Genomic DNA, 19,744 nt, shown 5'->3' with positions numbered 1-19,744 from the left:
TCAATGTTTTTTCGATGCCTGTTGGGAAAGGGCAACAAGCGACCGCACATCCGCCAGCAGACGCTCGGGATCCACCGGTTTTGCGGCCACCACATTCGCGCCGTTCAACAGTGCGTCCCGGCGGGTTGCGTCCCGACTGTCGGCCGTCAGCACGATCACCGGAAGGGGCGGAAGGTCGAATCGGCGCTCATGAGCCCGCAGGCGCGCAAGCATGTCGAGACCGCTGCCGCCGGGCATCGAAAGATCACTGATGACGATATCCGGCAGCTCGTCTCCCGTGGCTGTTGCACAGTGGAGCAAGGAGGTAAAATCTCCCACGAGCCGGACATTATGACCCGACTTCTCCAAAACCGCGCGCACCAGCATGGCGTTGACCGGATCATCTTCGCCAAGCACGATATTCAATCCGTTCGCGGGTACCATCGCAGGAGTGACGGGAGAGCCTGACTGATTGTCATTCAGCGCCCCACGCTTCTGCGGGCCTCCGAGCCTGCCGCGCAGCACATCGATCAGCGATTGTTCGCGAAGCGGCCGAATGAGCCAGGCATCGAAGAGATCGAGCGAATGAGAGCTGCGCTCCTCCGGGTTGACCAGGAAGACCTTGCGAAGATGCGGCGCGTTGACATCCGTTCGTTCCGCAAGGTCGCTAAAGAACTGCGCCGCCATACGGTGATCGACGATCACATGGGTAGGCGAAAACGGCTTGCGTGCTCCGCCATCCAGCATAGCGCGAGCGGATTTGCCGCTTGTGGCCAGCCTGCAAGTCCCGCCCAGCATTCTGACCGTCTCACTGATTGCTCGCGCGGCGGGACCTTGCGGCGCCAGCAGCAGGACAACACGCCCGGCAAGCAAGGCTTTCTGCTCTTCATCGCGGGCACCGTCGGCCAGGATTGCGACCGGAAAGCGAATGGTGAAGGTGCTGCCCCTGCCCTTCTCACTGAGCACCATCAGCTTGCCGCCGAATTCACGAATGATGCGAGCAGAGATGGCAAGGCCGAGGCCGGTGCCGCCGCTCTTTTCCGCCGAGGTTCCCGCCTGTTCGAATTCGCCGAAGATACGCTCCTGTTCTTCCGCAGTCATTCCGGGGCCGCTGTCTTCGACGGTGATCGTAAGCTCGCTGCCCTCGATTGTGGCGCGAACGAAAACACCGCCGAAATGGGTAAATTTCACCGCATTGCCCACAACGTTGAAAAGCACCTGACGCAGGCGAGCGGGATCGAAGCCCATCCGCTCCGGTACAAGAGGAGAGATCGTTGCGCCAATCTCGATGCCCTTTTCGTGCGCGCGATGGGCGAGCATCTCGATAACACCTTCCAGGAGCGGGCGGAGCGCCTCCGGGCGGGAATGCAAATGGAAGCGACCCGCTTCTATCGTGGAAAAATCGAGCAGATCCTCGACAAGCTGCACCAACGCATTGCCTGACTGGCGGATGCCGGTCAGGTAGTTGGCCTGCTCGCGCGTCATCCGCGTCTGGCCGAGAAGATGAGCCATGCCGAGGATGCCGGAGAGCGGCGTGCGAATCTCGTGGCTGACCGTGGCAAGGAGACGCGATTTGGCAGCACTGTTATATTCCGCCTTCCGCCGCGCTTCTTCCTGCGCCTCTGCGGCGGATCGTTCGTCCGTCACGTCGCGAGCGATGCTCTGCAGCAGCAGGCGACCTGTCGTGGGGTCCCGTATGACCATATCGTGCCAGATAAAGAACCTGCGTCCATCCGGAGCTTGGAATTCCACCTCGTAGCGTTGGGGCTGTGCCCCTGGGCGAAAGACGAGACCGAGCGTCTCGCAGGTGAGGCCTTCGGGCCCCTCGCATCCTGTCAAACGGCGGAAGATCGTGTTGGCTCGGACGATGCGTCGGTCGATGGTGCGCGTAACGGCGATATCACCCAGGAAATCGTAGATCCTCCCCGCGAGAGCCGCACTCTCACTGCGTTCCCAGTGCTGGTCTTGCTGAGATTCGGTGGCCGCGCCGGCGTCCGCCGTAAGGGCCGCCCCACCGTTTCTGCGCCAAAGCAGGTAGGCAAAGGCCCAGCCCCCCGCATGAGCAACCAGAGCTGTGGTGAGCAGCAGGAAGCCATCGAGATAGCCCAGAGCCAGAATAATCACCGAAACCAGCAGGCCGGCACCACCGAGCCAGTAGCGATGGAGATCATCCCGGGGCGGCAGGACATCATCGGCTTTCGGGTCGAGAGGTGTTTGGGCATTCGGGTCGGCCGAAACCGCCTCTTCCGCAGCCCGCTGTTCCTGCGGTTTGGCCGCGGCTCCGCCGAATGCGGCGGAAAGACGTTCCTGGAGATGCGCCAGATTGCCCATGTGATCCGGATAACATGGGCGTTGTTGCCATTGCCTTCAGGAATTGTCTCGAATTTTAGCTTTCTGTCCTTTTCCGAGGGCCCAGGAATTCATCCAAAATGACACATCCGGCGCCGACCGTGATGAAACTGTCGGCGAGATTGAACACGGCGAAGGACCAGGTCTCGGTATGAAACAGAATGTAGTCGATCACATGCCCATAGAGAAAGCGGTCGACAAGATTGCCGAGAGCGCCGGCGATGATGAGCGCAAAGCCGAGATGGGCGAGCCAACGATCCTTGGCGGTGCGCCGCCAGAGCCAAAGTACGAAAGCGACAATGACGAGCCGCATGCCGACGATGAACCAACCATCCATTCCCGACAGCATGGAGAAGGCGACGCCGAGATTGTAAGTGCGGTAAAGCGCCAGCATCGGAACGACGGGCACAGCCTGCTGCAGCGGCAGCCACTGGTCGACTGCAATCTTGATCGCCTGGTCGAGAACGACGGCGACTAGAATGAAGACCGCGATCGGCAGCGGCCGGGAGAAGAGTGCGGACCGGACAGGCATCCGTTCTGTCATTGCGCCTCGCTGAGTGTCAGGAGATGACGACGCGCCTCGAACAGCATGACTGCCGTCGCAACCGCCAGATTGAGTGAATCGGCGCGTCCCGCCTGGGGAATGCGGGCGAGCACATCCGCCTCCCTTGCAAGCATCTCCGGCAGACCCGATTGCTCGTTGCCCATCAGGAGAACGACGGGCTTGCCGCGGTAGCCAATCGTGCGATAGTCCACCGCCCCCGCAAGATGCGTCGCCACGACGGACACGCCCGCCGCTTTCTTCCACGAGATGAATTCCTCGGGCGTAGCCTTTGCGACGGGAACGGCGAAAACCGACCCCATCGTCGCACGCACTGTTTCCAGCGAGAATGGATCGGTTGTCTCGCCGATAAGGATCACTCCGGAGGCGCCGGCTGCATCGGCCGTACGAATGATGGTGCCGAGATTGCCCGGGTCACGGACGCGGTCCAGCGCCACCCACGTATCTCCGTCCTTCGGACGAATATCCTTCAGCGATTTCCATCGCTGATCAAAGATACCGACCACCATCTGCGGATTGTCGCGGCGGGTGATTGCGGCAATAACCTTCTCGCTGACTTCAAGCACAAGCCCGCCGGAAGCGACCGTCTTTGCTGCCATCTGCTCCACCAGCGGCTTGCTTTTGGCGGCCTTGGCATAGACGAGCGTGCGGATAGTCCACCCGAGCTCCAGCGCATCGATCACGAGCTTCAAGCCTTCAGCCATGAAGGTGCCGCTTTCCTCCCGCGACTTCTTCTGCGTCAAAGCCTTGATGTCCTTGACGATCGGATTGGAAAGCGAGGTGACTTCCTTGACCTGTCCCACCTTGCGCGGCCCGCTATCACGAAATTCGTTGCTCATGCGCGCACCCAGCGACTGAAGAGAGATGTCGACAAGGCCCGCCCCTCCGTCTTGCCATCGAGGCCCGCCTCGCGAATGACGAGTTCGCCAGATTCAACAATACCGCCACAGCCCCGCATGGTTTCGCGCATCAGCTCATGAATGGAATAGAAACTGGCGCGTATGGAATAGGCCGTCAGCACCAGGCCGAGAGCTTTCGGCGCCAGGATCTCCCGGCAGATATCGAGCATCAGGGGCAGGTGTTCAAAAAGATGCCAGACCTCGCCGTTCGGCCCCCGGCCGAATTTCGGCGGATCGGTAAGAATGATGTCGTATTTGCTGCCGCGACGTTCCTCGCGCTGGATGAACTTCATGGCATCGTCGCAGATCCAGCGCACTGGCAACTTCTCCATGCGCGCGAGCGCCTGGTTTTCCCTGGCCCAACCTATCGCCTTCTTCGAGGCGTCGACATGCGTTACTTCCGCGCCGGCTGAAGCGGCAACCAGGGAGGCGACGCCGGTATAGCCGAAGAGATTCAGCACCTTCAGCGGTCGTTTCTCGGTTTCGATACACTCCTTCATCCAGCTCCAGTGCACGATCTGCTCGGGAAAGACGCCGACATGGCGAAAGGAGGTGAAGCGACCGAGAAAATCGACGTCCAGAAGCTTCAATGGCCATGTCTCGCCGAGCGCCGCTTTCGGAAATCGCCAGCGCCCCATACCGTCCTCGTCCGTATCGCCCGTAAAGACAGCATCGGCATTTTCCCAGATATGGGCGGGAAGTGCCGGCGGCCAAAGCGCCTGGCCTTCAGGCCGAACGATCCGAAAGGGACCGTACTGCTCGAGCTTCTGACCATTGCCGCTGTCGATCAGGTGAAAATCCCCCGCGCCAGGCGATTCGAGAATGACAGGAACGCGCTCCGCCGGACGTTCGCCGTTGCGCAAGGTCACACGCCGTTCGGCAGTGGCGGCTTGCCAATCAACACTTCCCGCCCCGGCCGCTGCTTTTGCTGCATGCACCGGCTTTTCCGGAGCTGGCCCCCTGGGGGCCGGTCGGGATTTTCCGGCATGGCCGGCTGTCGCCTTCTGGCCACGCGGGCGTTCTTTCTGTCTCAATTCGCTCTTCCGGTAAGTCAATTGCGCTGATGTCGTGCAAATAGCATTCCGTCGCACCTTGGCAAAGGGCTTTCCGGTCTGCGATATTCGCTCGATAGAGGCAGGAGGGCAGAGAATGGATTTGACAGGCGAGGAACGTATCACTGCGCCACGGGATGCCGTTTGGGCTGCGCTGAACAACCCGGATATTCTCAAGCAATGCATTCCGGGCTGTCAGAGCCTGGAAATGAGGTCACCGACCGAGCTCGCTGCGACCGTGAAGATCAAGATCGGCCCGGTTTCGGCCACCTTCAACGGCGAGGTGACGCTTTCCAATATCAACCCACCCGAGAGTTACACGATCTCCGGGGAAGGCAAGGGCGGGATTGCGGGCTTTGCCAAAGGCGGGGCCGATGTCACCTTGAAGGAAGATGGCGGCGAAACAATTCTGAGCTATGTCGTCAATGCCCAGGTCGGGGGAAAGCTGGCGCAGCTCGGTGCTCGTCTCATCGACTCGACCTCGAAGAAGCTGGCTCAGCAGTTCTTTGCCGCGTTCAACGCTGCGGTAACCGCCGAGCCGGGCGGCTGATTGTCCCCCGTCCATGGTAAAGCGATTCGATTCGAGCGAAGGCGCAGCGCTTGCAAATCGGAGGCGCGAAACACGCTTCTTTGAAAATCGATTCCGATTTTCGGGCTTATGCGGTAGATCCTCCGTATGAGTTGGACCATCAGACCGCAAAGACCGGCCGATCAGGCCATACTGGCCAGTATCTACTTCACGGTGCGCCGGGAGACCTTCGAATGGGTTGATCCCAGCAACTTCAAGCGACGGGATTTTGTTGCCCATACGAAGGGGGAGCGCATCTTCGTTTGTGAGGACAAAGACGGCGCGATTGCCGGATTCCTGTCCCTTTGGGAACCGGATGATTTCATCCATATGCTCTACATCAGAAGGGAACGGCAGGGCACGGGGGCCGGAAAGGCATTGCTGCAGGCATTGCCGGACTGGCCCGAAAGGCGCTACAGGCTGAAATGCCTCGTCAAGAACACCCGGGCAAAACTCTTCTACATACGTTCCGGATTCAGGGTTGTCGGCGCCGGCTCGTCACCCGAGGGCGATTACGAGGAGCTTATCCTGATGGACGGGCCGCAATCCTGATGCATGTCGCGCAAAGTGTGCGCGTTTTTGCGGCAACGACATTGCATCAAAACAATAAGCTAAAGCCTGTCGCGTGAATCTCTTTTCACGCGACAGGCTTTAGCGGCTATTCATAGCCGCTTTACACTTTCCTGAAATTGCTCTCGCTCAACGTGACGGCAGATGACCGGCAATTTCCTCAGCACGGGCCCTGTGTCGGTCAGCCTCTCCGTGCCAACGGATGGCCTCCTTTGCCTCGCTGCGAGCGCGCTTACGATGCTTGCCCTGCGTGAACCAGGTAACGCTCGAACCGACCACCATACCTATGATCAGCGCGATGAACAGAAAAACGAATAACGGGGCGCTGAATGCCAGGACCTGGTCTTCCGGACGAAATGGATTGAAAGCAAGTGTGACGAGCTGACGATTGGCGACACAGAAGATGACCAGCAAGACACCGAGCGGCAACAGTATCAATAGATTGACGATCTTCCTTGCCATGATCCTTCTCCATGCCCGAGCGGCATCTTCGATATGCACTGCGTCGGGAGCAGAATAGGCAAGACCGAGGCAAGTTCAAGTGCGGCGATGGACGCACCCTAGAGCGGGATGCCGAAAAGTGTGCGCGGTTTTCGGCTGAAATCCCGCTCTAATTCTTTGATGTAGATCAGGATGATTTCAGGCCGATTCGGCCTGAAATCATCCTGATCTAGTGTTTCAACGAAGCGCGGCCTTCAGTCTCAATCGCCGTCGCCAAGGCCGTCCGGGTTCAAGCGTTCACGCAGTTCCTTGCCCGTCTTGAAGAAGGGCACCCATTTTTCCTCGACGAAGACGGTATCACCCGTGCGCGGATTGCGGCCCGACCGCGACGGACGGTTCTTCACCGAAAAAGCACCAAACCCGCGCAATTCAACGCGATTACCCGCGGCAAGTGCATCGGTGATCTCATCGAGAACGGCATTGACGATATTCTCAACGTCGCGGTGATAGAGATGCGGGTTGCGTGCTGCAACAATCTGCACCAATTCGGATTTGATCACGATTGCCCCCTTAAACTATTGATTTATCAATCGTGGCCAACCTGCCAAACTGAAAGCAACCCGTCAAGGAACAACTTTTCGGTTAGAAGCTGGCGCAGGTCATCTGTCTTCATCAGATCGCCGTAGCCCATCAGATCGGCCAATCGCGAGAAGGCGTTGGCGAGAAAGAACGGCGTGCTGCTTTCCGAATCCCAATCCACGATCGGAAGGTTTCGGCTGACATTGCGCGACTCGAGATAGGCACGAATTTCAGGCTCGCCGCCGATCGTATCAATCAGCTTTGCCTTCAATGCCTGACGGCCGGTGAAAATCGTCCCATCGGCCAACTTCAGGACCTCCTCGCGCGGCAGCTTGCGGCGGTCGGCGACGAGGCCGACGAACCAGTCGTAGCTGTCGAGCACCATGTTGCGGATCATTGCCCTCGCCTCTTCGCTGGCATTGTGGAACGGCGAAGGTTCGGCCTTGAGCGGCGACGACTTGATCTCCTGAAGGGAGATTCCGAGCTTATCCATCAAGTCCTGGAGTTGCGGATACTGAAAGATGACGCCGATCGATCCGGTGATCGATGTCTCGCCTGCGATGATGGTGTCGCCTGCCGTCGCAATCATATAGCCGGCAGAGGCCGCGACGGTGCGGATGTCTGAGACGACCGGTTTCTTAGCAGCAATCTCGCGAATGGCTTTGAATATGCGTTCGCCGCCATAGGTGGTGCCGCCGGTCGACGAAATCGAAACGACAACGGCTTTGACCTGATTGTCGTCTCTGATCTTCTTCAATCGCTCCAGCAAATCGTCATCGTCACGAATAAGCCCGGAAATCGTGACATGAGCGATTTGGGGTCTTCGCGCTCCGGCGTAGTCACCAAAGGCAAAACGAAAGATCGCAAAGCCGAGAGCAACAAGGAGAACTACAGCGGCCAGCCGCCAGAAGACGAGCTTGCGGCGCAAGCGCCGACGATCGGCAATTGTCGAACTATCCATTAGTCTCTCCGGGGCATTCGTGCCTTATCACATAGGGCATGGCCACACCGCTTGAAACGGCAAATTTCGGTATTTTCAGCCCTTGTTGCTTGTTGCAGAAAAAAATTCATATTGGCAAGCCACTGTAATAATGCGAAACGAACTGTGATCGCTGCAACGCGAAGGCGAGATTCCGCCGGATACGGATCATGTATGCTCAATAGTTTGAAGACCAGTACAGTTACGGGCTATGAAGCGTCGGCAGGCAGCGCCTACCGCGACGCACAGTTTCATTCGGCTCGGGTCAGAAGGCTCAAGATACTGTTGCCCCTTGCCGCCGTCGTCATCTCCATGATCTTCATTGGCGTTTCCGTCGTGCGCGCCTATCTTCCGGAAAACCTGAAGATCGAGGCAGCCAAGATCGAAAACGGCAAGGTCGTGATGGAAAAGCCGGCCATTTCCGGACGCAATTCCCAAGGCATCAGCTATTCGATGAAGGCCGAACGTGCGCTGCAGGATATCCGTGATCCCAATATGATCACCCTTGAGAACATCAAGGCGACGATGCCGGTCAGCGGAATGATTGCTCAGGTGGAGGCGCTGAGCGGCGATTTTGACCGCTCCAGCGACAATCTGAGCATGACTGCACCGTTCACGATCAATCTCAGCAACGGAATTCGTGCTCATTTTCAATCTGCCAAGCTCGATACCAAAGCCGGCAGCATGACAACAGAGCAACCCGTGTCAATTTCACAAGGCAGCGCCTCAATTCTTGCGCAGTCGCTCAAGATGACGGATAACGGCCGTGTGATCCTATTCAAGGGACAGGTTCGCATGAATGTCGACCCGTCCACCATCCAGAAACAGGGCAGTTAACAGCCGGGCCATCCCATGACGTCAAATTGTCGCATCCTCATCCGCAAGTCTGGCGCAGCATTCGTCACGGGTGCCCTCGCCGTCCTCCTCATGGCCGCCGGAGCAGCGGCACAGACACGAAATACGACAATGGGAGGCATGAAGCTTTCCAGCGATAAGCCGATCCAGATCGAGAGCGATCAGCTCGAAATTCACGATCAGGAGCATACGGCGCTGTTTACCGGCAATGTGAAGGTTGTTCAGGGGACGACCACGCTTCAGGCCGGACAGATGACCGTCTTTTATCGTCAGAAGCAGGCACCAGCCGACGGAACGCAGGCGGCCGCGCAACCGGCTCAGCCGGCGCCGTCGATCTCTTCGGGCAATGCGGATATCGAGCGGATCCTGGTGTCAGACAAAGTCTTCCTGAATTCCGGCACCCAGACCGCGACCGCCGACAACGGCGAATTCAACATGGATGCGCAGACCTTCATCCTCAAGAGCAATGAAAAGAACAATGTGGTTCTGTCGGATGGGCCGAACGTCTTTACGGGCTGCCAGTTAACCGTATTCATGGAAACCGGACAGGCAAAGCTGGAAAGTTGCGGGGGGCGTGTCCAGATTCAGCTCGATCCGCAATCGCAAAAGCAACAACAGCAGAAGCAAAACTGACACCGGCTTACCACGTGAAATTGTTACCTTCAAATCTGTTCGGCAGGGCTCGGCCGGCATCTGCGGCCGCTGATCCGAACGCCAACGACAAGAGCCGTTATCAAGGCACGCTGATCGCGCGCGGTCTTACCAAGACCTATCGCACGCGGCGCGTCGTCAACGGCGTGTCATTGGTAGTCCGGCGTGGTGAGGCAGTTGGACTGCTCGGACCGAACGGCGCCGGAAAGACCACCTGTTTCTACATGATCACGGGACTTGTGCCGGTAGACGAGGGCACGATCGAGATCGATGGTAACGACGTGACCACGATGCCGATGTACCGACGGGCACGCCTTGGCGTCGGCTATCTTCCCCAGGAAGCATCGATCTTTCGCGGGTTGACGGTCGAGGAAAATATCCGCGCGGTCTTGCAGCTTCACGAAAAGGACAGCGTGAAACGCGAACAGAAGCTCGATGAGCTGCTGGAGGAGTTTCACATCCAGAAACTGCGGACATCACCGGCGCTTGCGCTGTCGGGCGGTGAGCGGCGGCGCCTCGAAATAGCCCGCGCGCTCGCGACAGACCCAACCTTCATGCTGCTCGACGAACCTTTCGCGGGGGTCGATCCGATCTCGGTCGCGGACATCCAGAACCTCGTCCACCACCTGACAGCCCGCGGAATCGGCGTGCTGATCACCGACCACAATGTCCGTGAAACACTCGGCCTCATCGACCGGGCCTACATCATCCATGCCGGCGAAGTCCTGACGCACGGACGGGCCAACGACATCATCAATAATGCCGAGGTGCGCAGGCTTTATCTTGGTGATAATTTCAGCCTCTGACAGAGCGATTTCGCTGGAGCGGGATGCCGAAAAGTGTGAGCGGTTTTCGGCTGAAATCACGCTCTAACTCATTGATATAGATCAAGATTCAGATTTCAAGCCGATTCGGCCTGAAATCATCCTGATCTAGAGAAATCGCCCTCCTACCACGGTTCCGCTTGACCAAATCCAATAAAAAAGCAATTTTTGGGCCAATTGGAATTCCGTGGCCCAATCCTATCCGGAGTGGAGCGGTTTCCCAGAAGGATTGAAGGGGAGTTTCGCGTCCGCCATGGCATTGTCGGCCAATCTTTTCCTGCGCCAGAGCCAATCCCTGGTCATGACGCCGCAGTTGATGCAGTCCATCCAGCTGCTGCAGATGACGCATTTCGAACTCGTTCAATTCATCGCGCAAGAAGTGGAAAAGAACCCCCTGCTGGAATTTCCAGCAACTGATGGAGAGTTGGGCAGCGACACGCGCGAGGGAGGCGACGAAGCCTATTCGATGCCGTCCGAGGAGGGCCGTGACGACGAAGGCGCCGACAGCCGCAGCGACAACCTCTCCAGCGACTGGTATGAAAGCGAAAATACCGGGCACGCTGCGCGGCTCAACGAGCAGCTCGACGCCGATTTCGCAAACGTGTTTCCCGACGACGGTGCGCCGCAGCGTCTGGATGCACCGGAACTGCTCAGCCAGTGGAAATCGATGCCTGGCAATGGCGAGGCAAGCGACTACGATCTCGACGATTTCGTCGCCGGCCAGGTATCGCTGCGCGACTACCTCAATCAGCAGATCCCGTTTGCGCTGCCCAACATGTCCGATCGGCTGATTGCACAGCATCTCATCGACCAGCTGGACGATGCGGGCTATCTGCGGGCCGACCCCGGCGAGATCTGCGCACGCCTCGGAGCCGATTTGGGCGACGTGGAACGCATTTTGGCAGATCTGCAGACCCTCGATCCGCCAGGCGTCTGCGCGCGCTCGCTCAGCGAGTGTCTGGCGATTCAGCTCCGACAGAAAGATCGCTTCGATCCGGCGATGGAAATGCTGATAAGCAACCTGGAATTGCTGGCGCGTCGGGATTTCGCGACGCTCAAGCGGATCTGCGGCGTCGATGAGGAAGACCTCCTCGACATGATGGCAGAGATCCGCCAGTTGAATCCGAGGCCCGGCAGCGGCTTTGAGACCGGCATATCGGAGGCGATCCTGCCGGATATCATCGTACGCGCCGCTTCCGACGGCGGCTGGCTGGTCGAGCTCAATCCGGACACCCTGCCGCGGGTGCTGATCAACCAATCCTATTTTGCCTGCGTGTCCAAGCAGGGCGAGGATTACGCCTTCCTGTCCGACTGCCTGCAGACGGCCAATTGGCTGACGCGCAGCCTCGATCAACGGGCGAAGACAATCATGAAGGTAGCGAGCGAAATCGTCCGCCAGCAGGACGCCTTCCTGATGCATGGTGTCGATCATCTGCGGCCGCTCAACCTGAAAACTGTGGCCGATGCCATCAAGATGCATGAATCGACCGTTAGTCGCGTCACGTCGAACAAGTACATGCTGACGCCGCGCGGCCTGTTCGAACTCAAATATTTCTTCACGGTCTCGATTGGCGCTGTCGAGGGTGGCGACAGCCATTCTGCCGAAGCGGTCCGCCACAGGATCCGCATGCTCATCGCCCAGGAGAGCCCTGACGCCGTACTTTCCGATGACGATATCGTAGACATGCTGAAAAAGGGGGGGATCGATCTGGCACGCCGTACGGTTGCAAAGTACCGCGAGGCCATGAACATTCCCTCCTCCGTACAGAGACGACGGGAGAAACGGGCGCTGGCGAAAGTTGCCGGCTTCTAAGTTAAGTCTAATTCAACTGGAGCCTGCAATTTTACTTAAAAATTTCTTAAGTGACAGTTGACTTTCCGGCCGCTCACGGATAGAAGCCCGCCGCAATTGGTGCACGATGCCGCTGTGATCTTATCCCCATCATCCTGAAGGCGCCCCGCAGACGCGATTTGTCTTAGATTGAGTGAAGTGCTTGGATGAGCTTGAGGCTTGGCGTAAACTGCTACGCGCAAACCACTACAAGAAGGGAAACTCCATGAGTGTGCGTGTATCCGGTAAACATATGGATATTGGCGATTCCTTCCGGCAACGGATCGAAGACCAGATCGGTGTGGCCGTCACGAAGTACTTCGACGGGGGGTATTCCGGCCAGGTTACCGTGGAAAAAGCCAATTTTCGCTTCTCAGCCGATTGCAAGCTTCACCTCGACAGTGGTGTCGTGCTGCATGCGGCAGGAGAGGCGACCGATCCACAATTGGCGTTCGATGCCGCATCGGAGCGCATCGAGAAGCGCCTGCGCCGCTACAAACGCAAACTGAAGGACCACCACGCCGGAAACCAGCTGAACGGTTCTGCCGAAGTCTCTTATATGGTCATGGATGCGGTTCCGGATGAAGCGGAGGAAATTCCTGACGATTTCGCCCCGGCGATCATTGCGGAAAGCACGAAGCAGCTCAAGACAATGTCGGTCGCGACAGCCGTTATGGCACTCGACATGACGGACGAGCCCCTGCTGCTGTTCCGTAGCCCCGGCAACGCGCATTTGAATATCGTATATCGCCGGCATGACGGTAATATTGGCTGGATCGATTCAGCCAATATCAAAGGCTGAGAAGTGAGGCGACGAGCGGCGGCCAGCACTGCCGCTTTCTCATCATCTCTCTCGGCGACAGAAGGAAAAAGAAATGGCATTGGCAGATTTGCTGCACCAGGATGCGATTATTCCCGCCTTGAAGGCAAACTCCAAAAAACAACTGCTTCAGGAATTGGCGGCCAAGGCCTCCAAACTCACCGGCTTACCGGAACGGGAGATCTTCGACGTCATCCTGCAGCGCGAGCGCCTTGGCTCGACCGGAGTTGGAAACGGGATCGCCATTCCGCACGGCAAACTCAACAGCATCAGCTCGATCGCGGGAATTTTTGCAAGGCTGGAAACGCCGGTTGATTTCGAGGCGCTGGATGACCAACCGGTCGATCTGGTCTTTCTTCTGCTCGCCCCGGAAGGGGCCGGCGCCGACCATCTGAAGGCGCTCTCACGGATAGCACGCGTTCTGCGCGACCAGGATCTCGTGACGAAGCTTCGTGCAACGGACTCCGCTTCGGCAATCTACGCCTTCCTCAACGAAGAACAGGCTTCCAACGCCGCCTGAGCAATTCCAGGAAGGGTGCGAAGCGGTTTTCCGTCCGGAATTGCATAAACAAAAGGTTAGAGCGGTTCTGCGTTTCCGTGAAAAGCTAAAGCCTGTCGCGTGAAAAGAGATTCACGCGACAGGCTTTAAACTATTGTTTTCATGCATGTCGTTGCCGCAAAACCGCTGCATACTTTTGCGCGACATGCACTAAATGGCTCCCGGACATTCTGCGTTCAAGCGGAATCATTTGCACGCCGCGGTCCAAGTCTTCAGCCTATGCATCAAGAAAAGAGACGCCTGAGCAATCAGGCGTCTTTTTCGTCAAGCGGGCTTACTCCAGGTTCGGCGGCAACGGCTTCGGCCTTCGGTCCGCCCTTGGCCACACCGACCATCGCCGGTCGCAGCACGCGCTCGCCGATCGTGAAGCCTGCCTGGACGACCTGAACCACGGTATTGTTCGGAACCTCGGTGTTCGGCACCTCGAACATCGCCTGGTGGAAGTTCGGATCGAACTTCTGGCCGACCGGCTCGATCTTGCGAACACCGTGGCGCTCCAGCGCTGACAGCATCGAACGCTCGGTCATCTCCACACCCTCGATCAGGGCGTTGAGGCCAACATCGGCACCAGCGCGTGCTTCCGCCGGAATCGCATCGATTGCGCGACGCAGATTGTCCGAGACGGCGAGCATATCGCGGGCAAAGCCGGCGATGGAATAGGATTTGGCATCTTTCACGTCGCGTTCCGTGCGACGGCGCAGATTGTCCATTTCCGCTGCGAGGCGAAGATAGCGATCGCGCAGTTCGGCATTCTCTGCCTTGAGGAGGTCCAACGGATCCGGCTGAACCGCGGCTTCCTGTGCAACATCACCGTTGGATACGGTTTCGGCAGCCGTATCGGCCGCAGTTGCGTCAGGTCCGTTTTTCGTCGTTTCGTCGGTCATGACGTTCTCCGGTTGATGGGTCTTGGGATGTGCCCGATATCGAGGTTTGGCCCGAAAAAATCAAGACTTCGTGACAAAGAAGAGAAAAATCGGTGTTTCCATTTCCAGGCAGATCACAGCGATGCGCGCGAGAGGCGGGAAATGAGCTGAGCCGTATAATCCACCATCGGCACGATGCGTGAATAATTGAGACGGGTCGGCCCGATGACGCCGACGGCGCCGACGATGCGGTCATCCTCATCCATATAAGGAGCCACGATCAAGGAGGAGCCGGAAAGCGAGAAAAGTTTGTTTTCCGAGCCGATGAAGATGCGCACTCCCGGACCGCTTTCCGCAAGATTGAGGATTTCGATCAGGCTCTCCTTTTTCTCGAGATCGTCGAAAAGCATGCGCAGGCGATCGAGATCGGACGGATCGCCCACCCCCTCGAGAAGATTGGCCCGGCCGCGCACGATGAGCTGCGTCGGCTTGGCCGCGTCGGCATTGCCAGCCCAGACGGCGATGCCGCGCTCCACCAGATCCCGCGAAAGCGCATCCAGCTCGTGGCGGACGTCTTCCTTGAGTTTGAGCAATTGTCCGCGCAATTCCGGCAAGGTCTGGCCGCTCATATGCGCGTTCAGGAAATTCGCGGCTTCCACAAGTTGCGAGGAGGTAATGCCCGCCGGCAGCTCGATGATACGGTTTTCCACCTGATCATGTTCGCCGACGAGGACCGCCAGCGCCTTCGTGGGCTCTAGGCGAATGAACTCGACATGTTTCAGCACGGGATCACTCTTGGAAGTGATCACCAGGCCGGCGCCACGTGAAATGCCGGACAGCATGCGGCTTGCCTCGTTCATCATCGCTTCCATCGGCTTATCGCGACCTTGAGCCTGAACCTGACGATCGATGCTGGCGCGCTCCTCGGCCGAAAGATCGCCGATCTGCATGAAGGCGTCGACGAAAAAGCGCAGGCCCAGCTGCGTCGGCAAGCGGCCAGCGCTGACATGCGGTGAATAGATGAGGCCCAATTCCTCGAGATCGCTCATCACATTGCGAACCGAGGCAGGTGAAAGCGACATTGGCAAGAGGCGGGAGAGATTACGCGAGCCCAAGGGTTCGCCATGGTCAAGATAGCCTTCCACAATGCGGAGGAAGATTTCCTTCGAGCGTTCGTCCAGCGCAGCAACGACATCCGAAACCGGCGTTGTCGAGAACCCCATATAGCTTTCAAGTCCGTGCAATTAACCTTTAGGCGAATATAATCCGTCCGTTGCGCATGGCAAAAGGGAAAATGGCGAAAGAGAAAAATGCCGGTACGATGACGCTCGGTCGAAGAGCGTCCGCTTTTCCTTTTGCAAATGTACGCCGTCAATCGTAGAAGCGGTCAACCAACATCAGGAGAACGGCATGCGGCCATCAGGCAGAAAAACCGATCAGATGCGCAAGGTATCTTTCGAGCGCAATTTTTCCAAGCATGCGGAAGGCTCCTGTCTTGTGAAGTTCGGCGACACGCACGTGCTCTGCACGGCAAGCCTTGAGGAGCGCGTGCCGCAATGGCTGCGAAACGGCGGTAAGGGATGGGTGACGGCAGAATATGGCATGCTGCCGCGCGCGACCGGCGAGCGCACGAAGCGCGAGGCCGCAGCCGGTAAGCAGGGCGGACGCACACAGGAAATCCAGCGTCTGATCGGCCGCTCACTGCGCGCCGTTGTCGACCTTCAGGCGCTCGGCGAACGTCAGATCACGATCGACTGCGATGTCATACAGGCGGACGGTGGCACGCGCACCGCATCGATCACCGGCGCCTGGATCGCGCTCCATGATTGCCTGAAATGGATGGAAGCCCGCAACATGATCAAGGTCGATCGGGTGCTGAAGGACCATGTCGCGGCGATTTCCTGCGGCGTCTTCGCCGATCAGCCGGTGATCGACCTCGACTATCTCGAAGATTCCTCCGCCGAAACCGACGCCAATTTTGTCATGACAGGCGCTGGCGGCATCGTCGAAATCCAGGGGACAGCCGAGGGCACGCCCTTCAGCGAGGAACAGTTCACGACGTTGATGCATCTTGCCAAGGCGGGGATCGCCGAGCTGGTGGAACTGCAGAAGCAGGCGATTGCTTGAGGTGACGTCTTGATATCCCCTCGCCCTGCCCCCATCATCCTCTCTCCCCTAATGCATGTCGCGCAAAAGTGTGCAGCGGTTTTGCGGCAACGATATGCATGAAAAACAAAGAGCTAGAGCCTGTCGCGTGAATCTCTTTTCATGCGACAGGCTTTAGAACAGGAAGAGGGTTAGAAGGAGGGCGATCGGAGATGGCGGCTACGCAAGCAATTCTGGAAGGCATTCTGGAAACCGCGCTCTACGCCGACAACCTTGATGCGGCCGAGGCTTTTTACGGCGACGTTCTGGGTCTCGACAAGATCACACGCGCGGGAAACCGGCATGTCTTCTTCCGCTGCGGGCCGGGAGTGCTTCTGATCTTCAACCCACAGGAAAGCCTGAAGCCACCGGGACAGGGCTCCCTGCCCGTGCCCCCGCATGGCACCCATGGCAACGGCCATGCCTGTTTCCGGATTTCCCGGGACAATATCGATGTCATGGCGGAGAAATTGAAGGCTGCCGGCATCGCTATCGAATCTGATTTTCAATGGCCGAACGGCGGTCGTTCAATCTATTTCCGCGATCCGGCGGGCAACAGCCTGGAATGTGCGGAAGCCATCATCTGGCGTCTCGATTAAGGAACAATACATGCGCAAGCTCGATACCAGGACGATTGTGGTTGCCAGCCACAATGCCGGCAAGATCCGTGAGATCCAGGAGTTGATCGGTCCCCTCGGCTTTACCGCCAAGTCGGCCGCGGAGCTCAATTTCATCGAGCCGGACGAAACTGGCACGAGCTTCGAGGAAAATGCGACGATCAAGGCACTCGCTTCCGCAAAGGCAGCCGGCATGCCGGCGCTATCGGACGATTCCGGTATCGTAGTCGATGCACTCGGCGGCGCACCCGGCGTCTATACCGCGAACTGGGCGGACAAGCCGGACGGGACGCGTGACTTCGCCATGGCGATGGAGAAGGTGGAAAAAGCCCTTCAGGAGGCCGGTGCGACAAAGCCGGAAAGCCGTTCGGCGCGATTCGTCAGCGTACTTTGCCTGGCCTGGCCCGATGGGCACACGGAACTCTTCCGCGGCCAAGTGGAAGGCACAGTCGTCTGGCCGCCGCGCGGCACACAGGGCTTCGGCTACGATCCGGTGTTCCAGCCGCTGGGCTACGACGTCACCTTTGGCGAAATGAGCAGCGAGGAAAAGCACGGCTGGAATATTGGAAAGCCGCAGGCGCTCTCTCATCGTGCCCGTGCCTTCAAGCTTTTTGTCGAAACCTGCCTGGAGGCGTAAGCTCGCATCGTGGACACTTTCGATTCGCCAAGCTCGGCTGCACACGGCCTGCATATACTTCCCGACACCGGCGAACCCGGTTTCGGCGTCTATGTGCATTGGCCATTCTGCGCGGCGAAGTGCCCCTATTGCGATTTCAATAGCCATGTTCGCCATCAGCCGGTGGATCAGCCGCGCTTTACCGCTGCCTTCCTGCGCGAGATGGATGCAATGCGGCGGATGAGCGGACCAAAGACCGTCACCAGCATCTTTCTCGGCGGCGGGACACCTTCGCTGATGCATCCGGAAACTGTCGGCGCGATCCTCGAGGGCATTGCCAGGCGGTGGCATGTGCCTGATGGAATTGAGATCACGATGGAGGCGAACCCCTCCAGTGTGGAGGCGGAGCGCTTCCGCGGCTATCGTGCCGCCGGCGTCAACCGTGTTTCGCTCGGCGTGCAAGCTTTGAACGACCGGGATCTCAGATTCCTTGGAAGGCTGCATGATGTCGCCGACGCGCTGAAGGCAATCGGGCTCGCGCGCGAGATTTTTCCGCGCATGTCCTTTGATCTGATCTACGCCCGACCGAACCAGACGGTGAAAGAATGGGAACGGGAGCTGAAGGAGGCTATCTCCTACGCTGTCGATCATCTCTCGCTCTATCAACTCACGATCGAAGAGGGCACGCCCTTCTTTGGCCTCGCAAAGGCCGGCAAGCTGATCGTACCGAATGGCGACCATTCGGCGGCACTCTATGAGGCGACGCAGGAGATCACCGCCGCCGAGGGTATGCCGGCCTACGAGGTCTCCAATCATGCGCGCCCTGGTGCGGAAAGCCGGCACAACCTCACCTATTGGCGTTATGGAGACTATGCGGGCATTGGACCAGGCGCGCACGGACGCGTTTTCCGCGGCTTCGAAAAAATCGCGACGGCAACCGAGCGCAAACCCGAAGCCTGGCTCGAGCTGGTCGAGCGTGAAGGCCATGGCATGATCGATCAGGAAGTGCTCGGCTTCGAAGAACAGGCAGACGAACTGCTGTTGATGGGCTTGCGCCTCAAGGAGGGCGTCGACCTCGCCCGCTGGCAGCAGCTTTCGGGCCGCGACCTCAATCCGAAGCGCGAAGAGTTTTTGCTGGAACAAGGCTTCATCGAACGGATCGGCAATTCTCGGCTGCGCTGCACGCCGGCAGGCATGCTGATCCTCGATTCCGTCGTCGCTGACCTCGCCTGCTGACACCATGCCGGATGCGATCTATATCGATCCGCGCCTCGTCCTTCTCTACGACATCCTGAACCCGGCCGGAGCCGACACGGATTTTTACCTGCGGGCTGCTCGGCCGGGATCGCGTATTCTCGATATCGGCTGCGGCACCGGGCTGCTCACGCGGCTCTTCGCCGCAGCGGGTCATCGGGCGACGGGGCTCGATCCGGCTGCCGCAATGCTCGACGTCGCCCGCGCCAATGACAGGGCCGGCACTGTGCACTGGATCGAGGCGGATGCCAGGGCCTTTTCACTCGGGGAGCGCTTCGATCTCATCACCATGACGGGACACGTCTTCCAGGTGTTCGGCGCCTCGGAGGGCCTGCAAGTTCTCCAAAACGCCCACGCGCATCTGGAGGACGGCGGAAGGCTGATCTTCGAGAGCCGGAACCCGGCTGCCCGCCCCTGGGAAGAATGGACACCGGGATTGAGTGCCAAAACGATCAGGCACGATGACATCGGGGATGTCGATATTCATCACCGGCTCCTGAGCGTAAGGGACGATCTCGTTGCCTTCGAGACCATTCAGCAATTTCGCCGCTCCGGCGAAACACTGACAAGCCGCAGCACCCTCCAATTTCCGACGAAGAACCAGATCGAAAGTCAGCTTCCTTCGGCAGGTTTTTCGGATGTCGTATGGCTTGGCGACTGGCAAGGCGGATCCTGGTCGCCAATGAGCCGCGAGATCATTGCCGTGGCAAGACGCTGATAAGACAACGCGT

The 19,744-nt window shown here is 58.5% G+C and carries 22 protein-coding genes; 13 read left to right on the top strand and 9 right to left on the bottom strand.

All coding sequences use genetic code 11. The features are described 5' to 3' along the window. From AAE029_RS14935 to AAE029_RS14920, 4 genes are read right to left on the bottom strand one after another with little or no spacing between them, the layout of a single operon-like run. The gene (locus AAE029_RS14935) at window positions 1-2,310 is read right to left on the bottom strand and encodes a hybrid sensor histidine kinase/response regulator (RefSeq protein ID WP_371073644.1); all 2,310 of its coding nucleotides are present in this window, start codon (window positions 2,308-2,310) and stop codon (window positions 1-3) included. A 55-nt stretch (window positions 2,311-2,365) separates the two neighbouring features. Continuing rightward, window positions 2,366-2,872, bottom strand: coding sequence for a signal peptidase II (gene lspA, locus AAE029_RS14930; RefSeq protein WP_371073643.1), 507 nt, complete (start codon window positions 2,870-2,872; stop codon window positions 2,366-2,368). Then, window positions 2,869-3,729 (bottom strand): TrmH family RNA methyltransferase, encoded by an 861-nt coding sequence (locus tag AAE029_RS14925; RefSeq protein ID WP_371073642.1) that lies wholly within the window; start codon window positions 3,727-3,729, stop codon window positions 2,869-2,871. The genes lspA and AAE029_RS14925 overlap by 4 nt, the downstream gene beginning before the upstream one ends. Next, on the bottom strand, window positions 3,726-4,823 hold the full coding sequence (locus AAE029_RS14920; RefSeq protein WP_371073641.1) for a class I SAM-dependent methyltransferase: 1,098 nt from the start codon (window positions 4,821-4,823) through the stop codon (window positions 3,726-3,728). Before AAE029_RS14920 ends, AAE029_RS14925 begins: the two co-directional genes overlap by 4 nt. Before the next feature lie 115 nt (window positions 4,824-4,938). On the opposite strand from AAE029_RS14920, the gene AAE029_RS14915 reads away from it, so the two are divergent. Together AAE029_RS14915 and AAE029_RS14910 are read left to right on the top strand one after the other, a co-directional pair. Continuing rightward, window positions 4,939-5,391 carry a carbon monoxide dehydrogenase subunit G gene (locus AAE029_RS14915; protein ID WP_371073640.1) on the top strand — a complete coding sequence of 151 codons (453 nt, stop codon included), beginning with the start codon at window positions 4,939-4,941 and terminating at the stop codon, window positions 5,389-5,391. A gap of 126 nt (window positions 5,392-5,517) precedes the next feature. Further along, window positions 5,518-5,961, top strand: a complete 444-nt coding sequence (locus AAE029_RS14910; RefSeq protein WP_371073639.1) for an N-acetyltransferase family protein — start codon at window positions 5,518-5,520, stop codon at window positions 5,959-5,961. Window positions 5,962-6,108: 147 nt separating this feature from the next. On the opposite strand, the gene AAE029_RS14905 is transcribed toward AAE029_RS14910, so the two are convergent. The 3 genes from AAE029_RS14905 to sppA form a co-directional block, all read right to left on the bottom strand. Continuing rightward, window positions 6,109-6,441, bottom strand: coding sequence for a LapA family protein (locus AAE029_RS14905; protein WP_371073638.1), 333 nt, complete (start codon window positions 6,439-6,441; stop codon window positions 6,109-6,111). A 239-nt stretch (window positions 6,442-6,680) separates the two neighbouring features. Continuing rightward, window positions 6,681-6,980: an integration host factor subunit beta gene (locus AAE029_RS14900; protein WP_371073637.1), complete on the bottom strand. Its 300-nt coding sequence runs from the start codon at window positions 6,978-6,980 to the stop codon at window positions 6,681-6,683. Between the two features lie 26 nt (window positions 6,981-7,006). Next, entirely contained in the window at window positions 7,007-7,960 is a 954-nt protein-coding gene (sppA, locus tag AAE029_RS14895; protein ID WP_371073636.1) for a signal peptide peptidase SppA, read from the bottom strand. Between the two features lie 192 nt (window positions 7,961-8,152). Here sppA and lptC point away from each other — a divergent pair, with 192 nt between their 5' ends. From lptC to ptsN, 6 genes are all read left to right on the top strand, one after another. Next, on the top strand, window positions 8,153-8,815 hold the full coding sequence (gene lptC / locus AAE029_RS14890) for an LPS export ABC transporter periplasmic protein LptC (protein WP_371073635.1): 663 nt from the start codon (window positions 8,153-8,155) through the stop codon (window positions 8,813-8,815). A 15-nt stretch (window positions 8,816-8,830) separates the two neighbouring features. Further along, window positions 8,831-9,466 (top strand): LptA/OstA family protein, encoded by a 636-nt coding sequence (locus AAE029_RS14885; RefSeq protein ID WP_371073634.1) that lies wholly within the window; start codon window positions 8,831-8,833, stop codon window positions 9,464-9,466. Between the two features lie 35 nt (window positions 9,467-9,501). Beyond that, complete coding sequence (lptB, locus tag AAE029_RS14880) at window positions 9,502-10,290, top strand: LPS export ABC transporter ATP-binding protein (RefSeq protein WP_371073837.1); 789 nt, start codon at window positions 9,502-9,504, stop codon at window positions 10,288-10,290. 271 nt (window positions 10,291-10,561) lie between these two features. After that, complete coding sequence (gene rpoN / locus AAE029_RS14875) at window positions 10,562-12,121, top strand: RNA polymerase factor sigma-54 (protein ID WP_371073836.1); 1,560 nt, start codon at window positions 10,562-10,564, stop codon at window positions 12,119-12,121. A 244-nt stretch (window positions 12,122-12,365) separates the two neighbouring features. Next, complete coding sequence (hpf, locus tag AAE029_RS14870) at window positions 12,366-12,941, top strand: ribosome hibernation-promoting factor, HPF/YfiA family (RefSeq protein WP_371073835.1); 576 nt, start codon at window positions 12,366-12,368, stop codon at window positions 12,939-12,941. 73 nt (window positions 12,942-13,014) lie between these two features. Next, window positions 13,015-13,479, top strand: a complete 465-nt coding sequence (ptsN, locus tag AAE029_RS14865; RefSeq protein ID WP_371073633.1) for a PTS IIA-like nitrogen regulatory protein PtsN — start codon at window positions 13,015-13,017, stop codon at window positions 13,477-13,479. 287 nt (window positions 13,480-13,766) lie between these two features. Here the strand turns inward: ptsN and grpE are convergent, their stop codons facing one another. After that, window positions 13,767-14,402, bottom strand: coding sequence for a nucleotide exchange factor GrpE (gene grpE, locus AAE029_RS14860; protein ID WP_371073632.1), 636 nt, complete (start codon window positions 14,400-14,402; stop codon window positions 13,767-13,769). Window positions 14,403-14,515: 113 nt separating this feature from the next. Then, window positions 14,516-15,604, bottom strand: coding sequence for a heat-inducible transcriptional repressor HrcA (hrcA, locus tag AAE029_RS14855; RefSeq protein WP_371073631.1), 1,089 nt, complete (start codon window positions 15,602-15,604; stop codon window positions 14,516-14,518). A 187-nt stretch (window positions 15,605-15,791) separates the two neighbouring features. Here hrcA and rph point away from each other — a divergent pair, with 187 nt between their 5' ends. From rph to AAE029_RS14830, 5 genes are all read left to right on the top strand, one after another. Next, a complete protein-coding gene (gene rph / locus AAE029_RS14850) occupies window positions 15,792-16,508 on the top strand; it encodes a ribonuclease PH (protein ID WP_371073630.1) in 717 nt (238 codons plus the stop codon). Window positions 16,509-16,699: 191 nt separating this feature from the next. Beyond that, window positions 16,700-17,125, top strand: a complete 426-nt coding sequence (locus AAE029_RS14845) for a VOC family protein (protein WP_371073629.1) — start codon at window positions 16,700-16,702, stop codon at window positions 17,123-17,125. A 10-nt stretch (window positions 17,126-17,135) separates the two neighbouring features. Further along, window positions 17,136-17,780, top strand: coding sequence for an RdgB/HAM1 family non-canonical purine NTP pyrophosphatase (rdgB, locus tag AAE029_RS14840; protein ID WP_371073628.1), 645 nt, complete (start codon window positions 17,136-17,138; stop codon window positions 17,778-17,780). A 9-nt stretch (window positions 17,781-17,789) separates the two neighbouring features. Then, the gene (gene hemW, locus AAE029_RS14835) at window positions 17,790-18,995 is read left to right on the top strand and encodes a radical SAM family heme chaperone HemW (protein WP_371073627.1); all 1,206 of its coding nucleotides are present in this window, start codon (window positions 17,790-17,792) and stop codon (window positions 18,993-18,995) included. A 4-nt stretch (window positions 18,996-18,999) separates the two neighbouring features. Continuing rightward, window positions 19,000-19,731, top strand: coding sequence for a class I SAM-dependent methyltransferase (locus AAE029_RS14830; protein ID WP_371073626.1), 732 nt, complete (start codon window positions 19,000-19,002; stop codon window positions 19,729-19,731). The last annotated feature ends 13 nt before the right edge of the window (window positions 19,732-19,744 follow it).

The organism is Sinorhizobium sp. CB7 (assembly GCF_041357635.1).
GTDB lineage: Bacteria > Pseudomonadota > Alphaproteobacteria > Rhizobiales > Rhizobiaceae > Rhizobium.
This window is presented reverse-complemented; position numbering and strand designations above follow the sequence as displayed.

Excerpts from the sequence above, each read along its gene's own strand:
- hrcA (WP_371073631.1), bottom strand. The coding sequence starts at position 15,604 with ATGGGGTTCTCGACAACGCCGGTTTCGGATGTCGTTGCTGCGCTGGAC.
- AAE029_RS14915 (WP_371073640.1), top strand. The coding sequence starts at position 4,939 with ATGGATTTGACAGGCGAGGAACGTATCACTGCGCCACGGGATGCCGTT.
- AAE029_RS14905 (WP_371073638.1), bottom strand. The coding sequence starts at position 6,441 with ATGGCAAGGAAGATCGTCAATCTATTGATACTGTTGCCGCTCGGTGTC.
- lptC (WP_371073635.1), top strand. The coding sequence starts at position 8,153 with ATGCTCAATAGTTTGAAGACCAGTACAGTTACGGGCTATGAAGCGTCG.
- lspA (WP_371073643.1), bottom strand. The coding sequence starts at position 2,872 with ATGACAGAACGGATGCCTGTCCGGTCCGCACTCTTCTCCCGGCCGCTG.
- AAE029_RS14845 (WP_371073629.1), top strand. The coding sequence starts at position 16,700 with ATGGCGGCTACGCAAGCAATTCTGGAAGGCATTCTGGAAACCGCGCTC.
- sppA (WP_371073636.1), bottom strand. The coding sequence starts at position 7,960 with ATGGATAGTTCGACAATTGCCGATCGTCGGCGCTTGCGCCGCAAGCTC.
- AAE029_RS14925 (WP_371073642.1), bottom strand. The coding sequence starts at position 3,729 with ATGAGCAACGAATTTCGTGATAGCGGGCCGCGCAAGGTGGGACAGGTC.
- AAE029_RS14935 (WP_371073644.1), bottom strand. The coding sequence starts at position 2,310 with ATGGGCAATCTGGCGCATCTCCAGGAACGTCTTTCCGCCGCATTCGGC.
- ptsN (WP_371073633.1), top strand. The coding sequence starts at position 13,015 with ATGGCATTGGCAGATTTGCTGCACCAGGATGCGATTATTCCCGCCTTG.
- AAE029_RS14830 (WP_371073626.1), top strand. The coding sequence starts at position 19,000 with ATGCCGGATGCGATCTATATCGATCCGCGCCTCGTCCTTCTCTACGAC.
- rpoN (WP_371073836.1), top strand. The coding sequence starts at position 10,562 with ATGGCATTGTCGGCCAATCTTTTCCTGCGCCAGAGCCAATCCCTGGTC.
- AAE029_RS14910 (WP_371073639.1), top strand. The coding sequence starts at position 5,518 with ATGAGTTGGACCATCAGACCGCAAAGACCGGCCGATCAGGCCATACTG.
- rph (WP_371073630.1), top strand. The coding sequence starts at position 15,792 with ATGCGGCCATCAGGCAGAAAAACCGATCAGATGCGCAAGGTATCTTTC.
- grpE (WP_371073632.1), bottom strand. The coding sequence starts at position 14,402 with ATGACCGACGAAACGACGAAAAACGGACCTGACGCAACTGCGGCCGAT.
- rdgB (WP_371073628.1), top strand. The coding sequence starts at position 17,136 with ATGCGCAAGCTCGATACCAGGACGATTGTGGTTGCCAGCCACAATGCC.
- hpf (WP_371073835.1), top strand. The coding sequence starts at position 12,366 with ATGAGTGTGCGTGTATCCGGTAAACATATGGATATTGGCGATTCCTTC.
- AAE029_RS14885 (WP_371073634.1), top strand. The coding sequence starts at position 8,831 with ATGACGTCAAATTGTCGCATCCTCATCCGCAAGTCTGGCGCAGCATTC.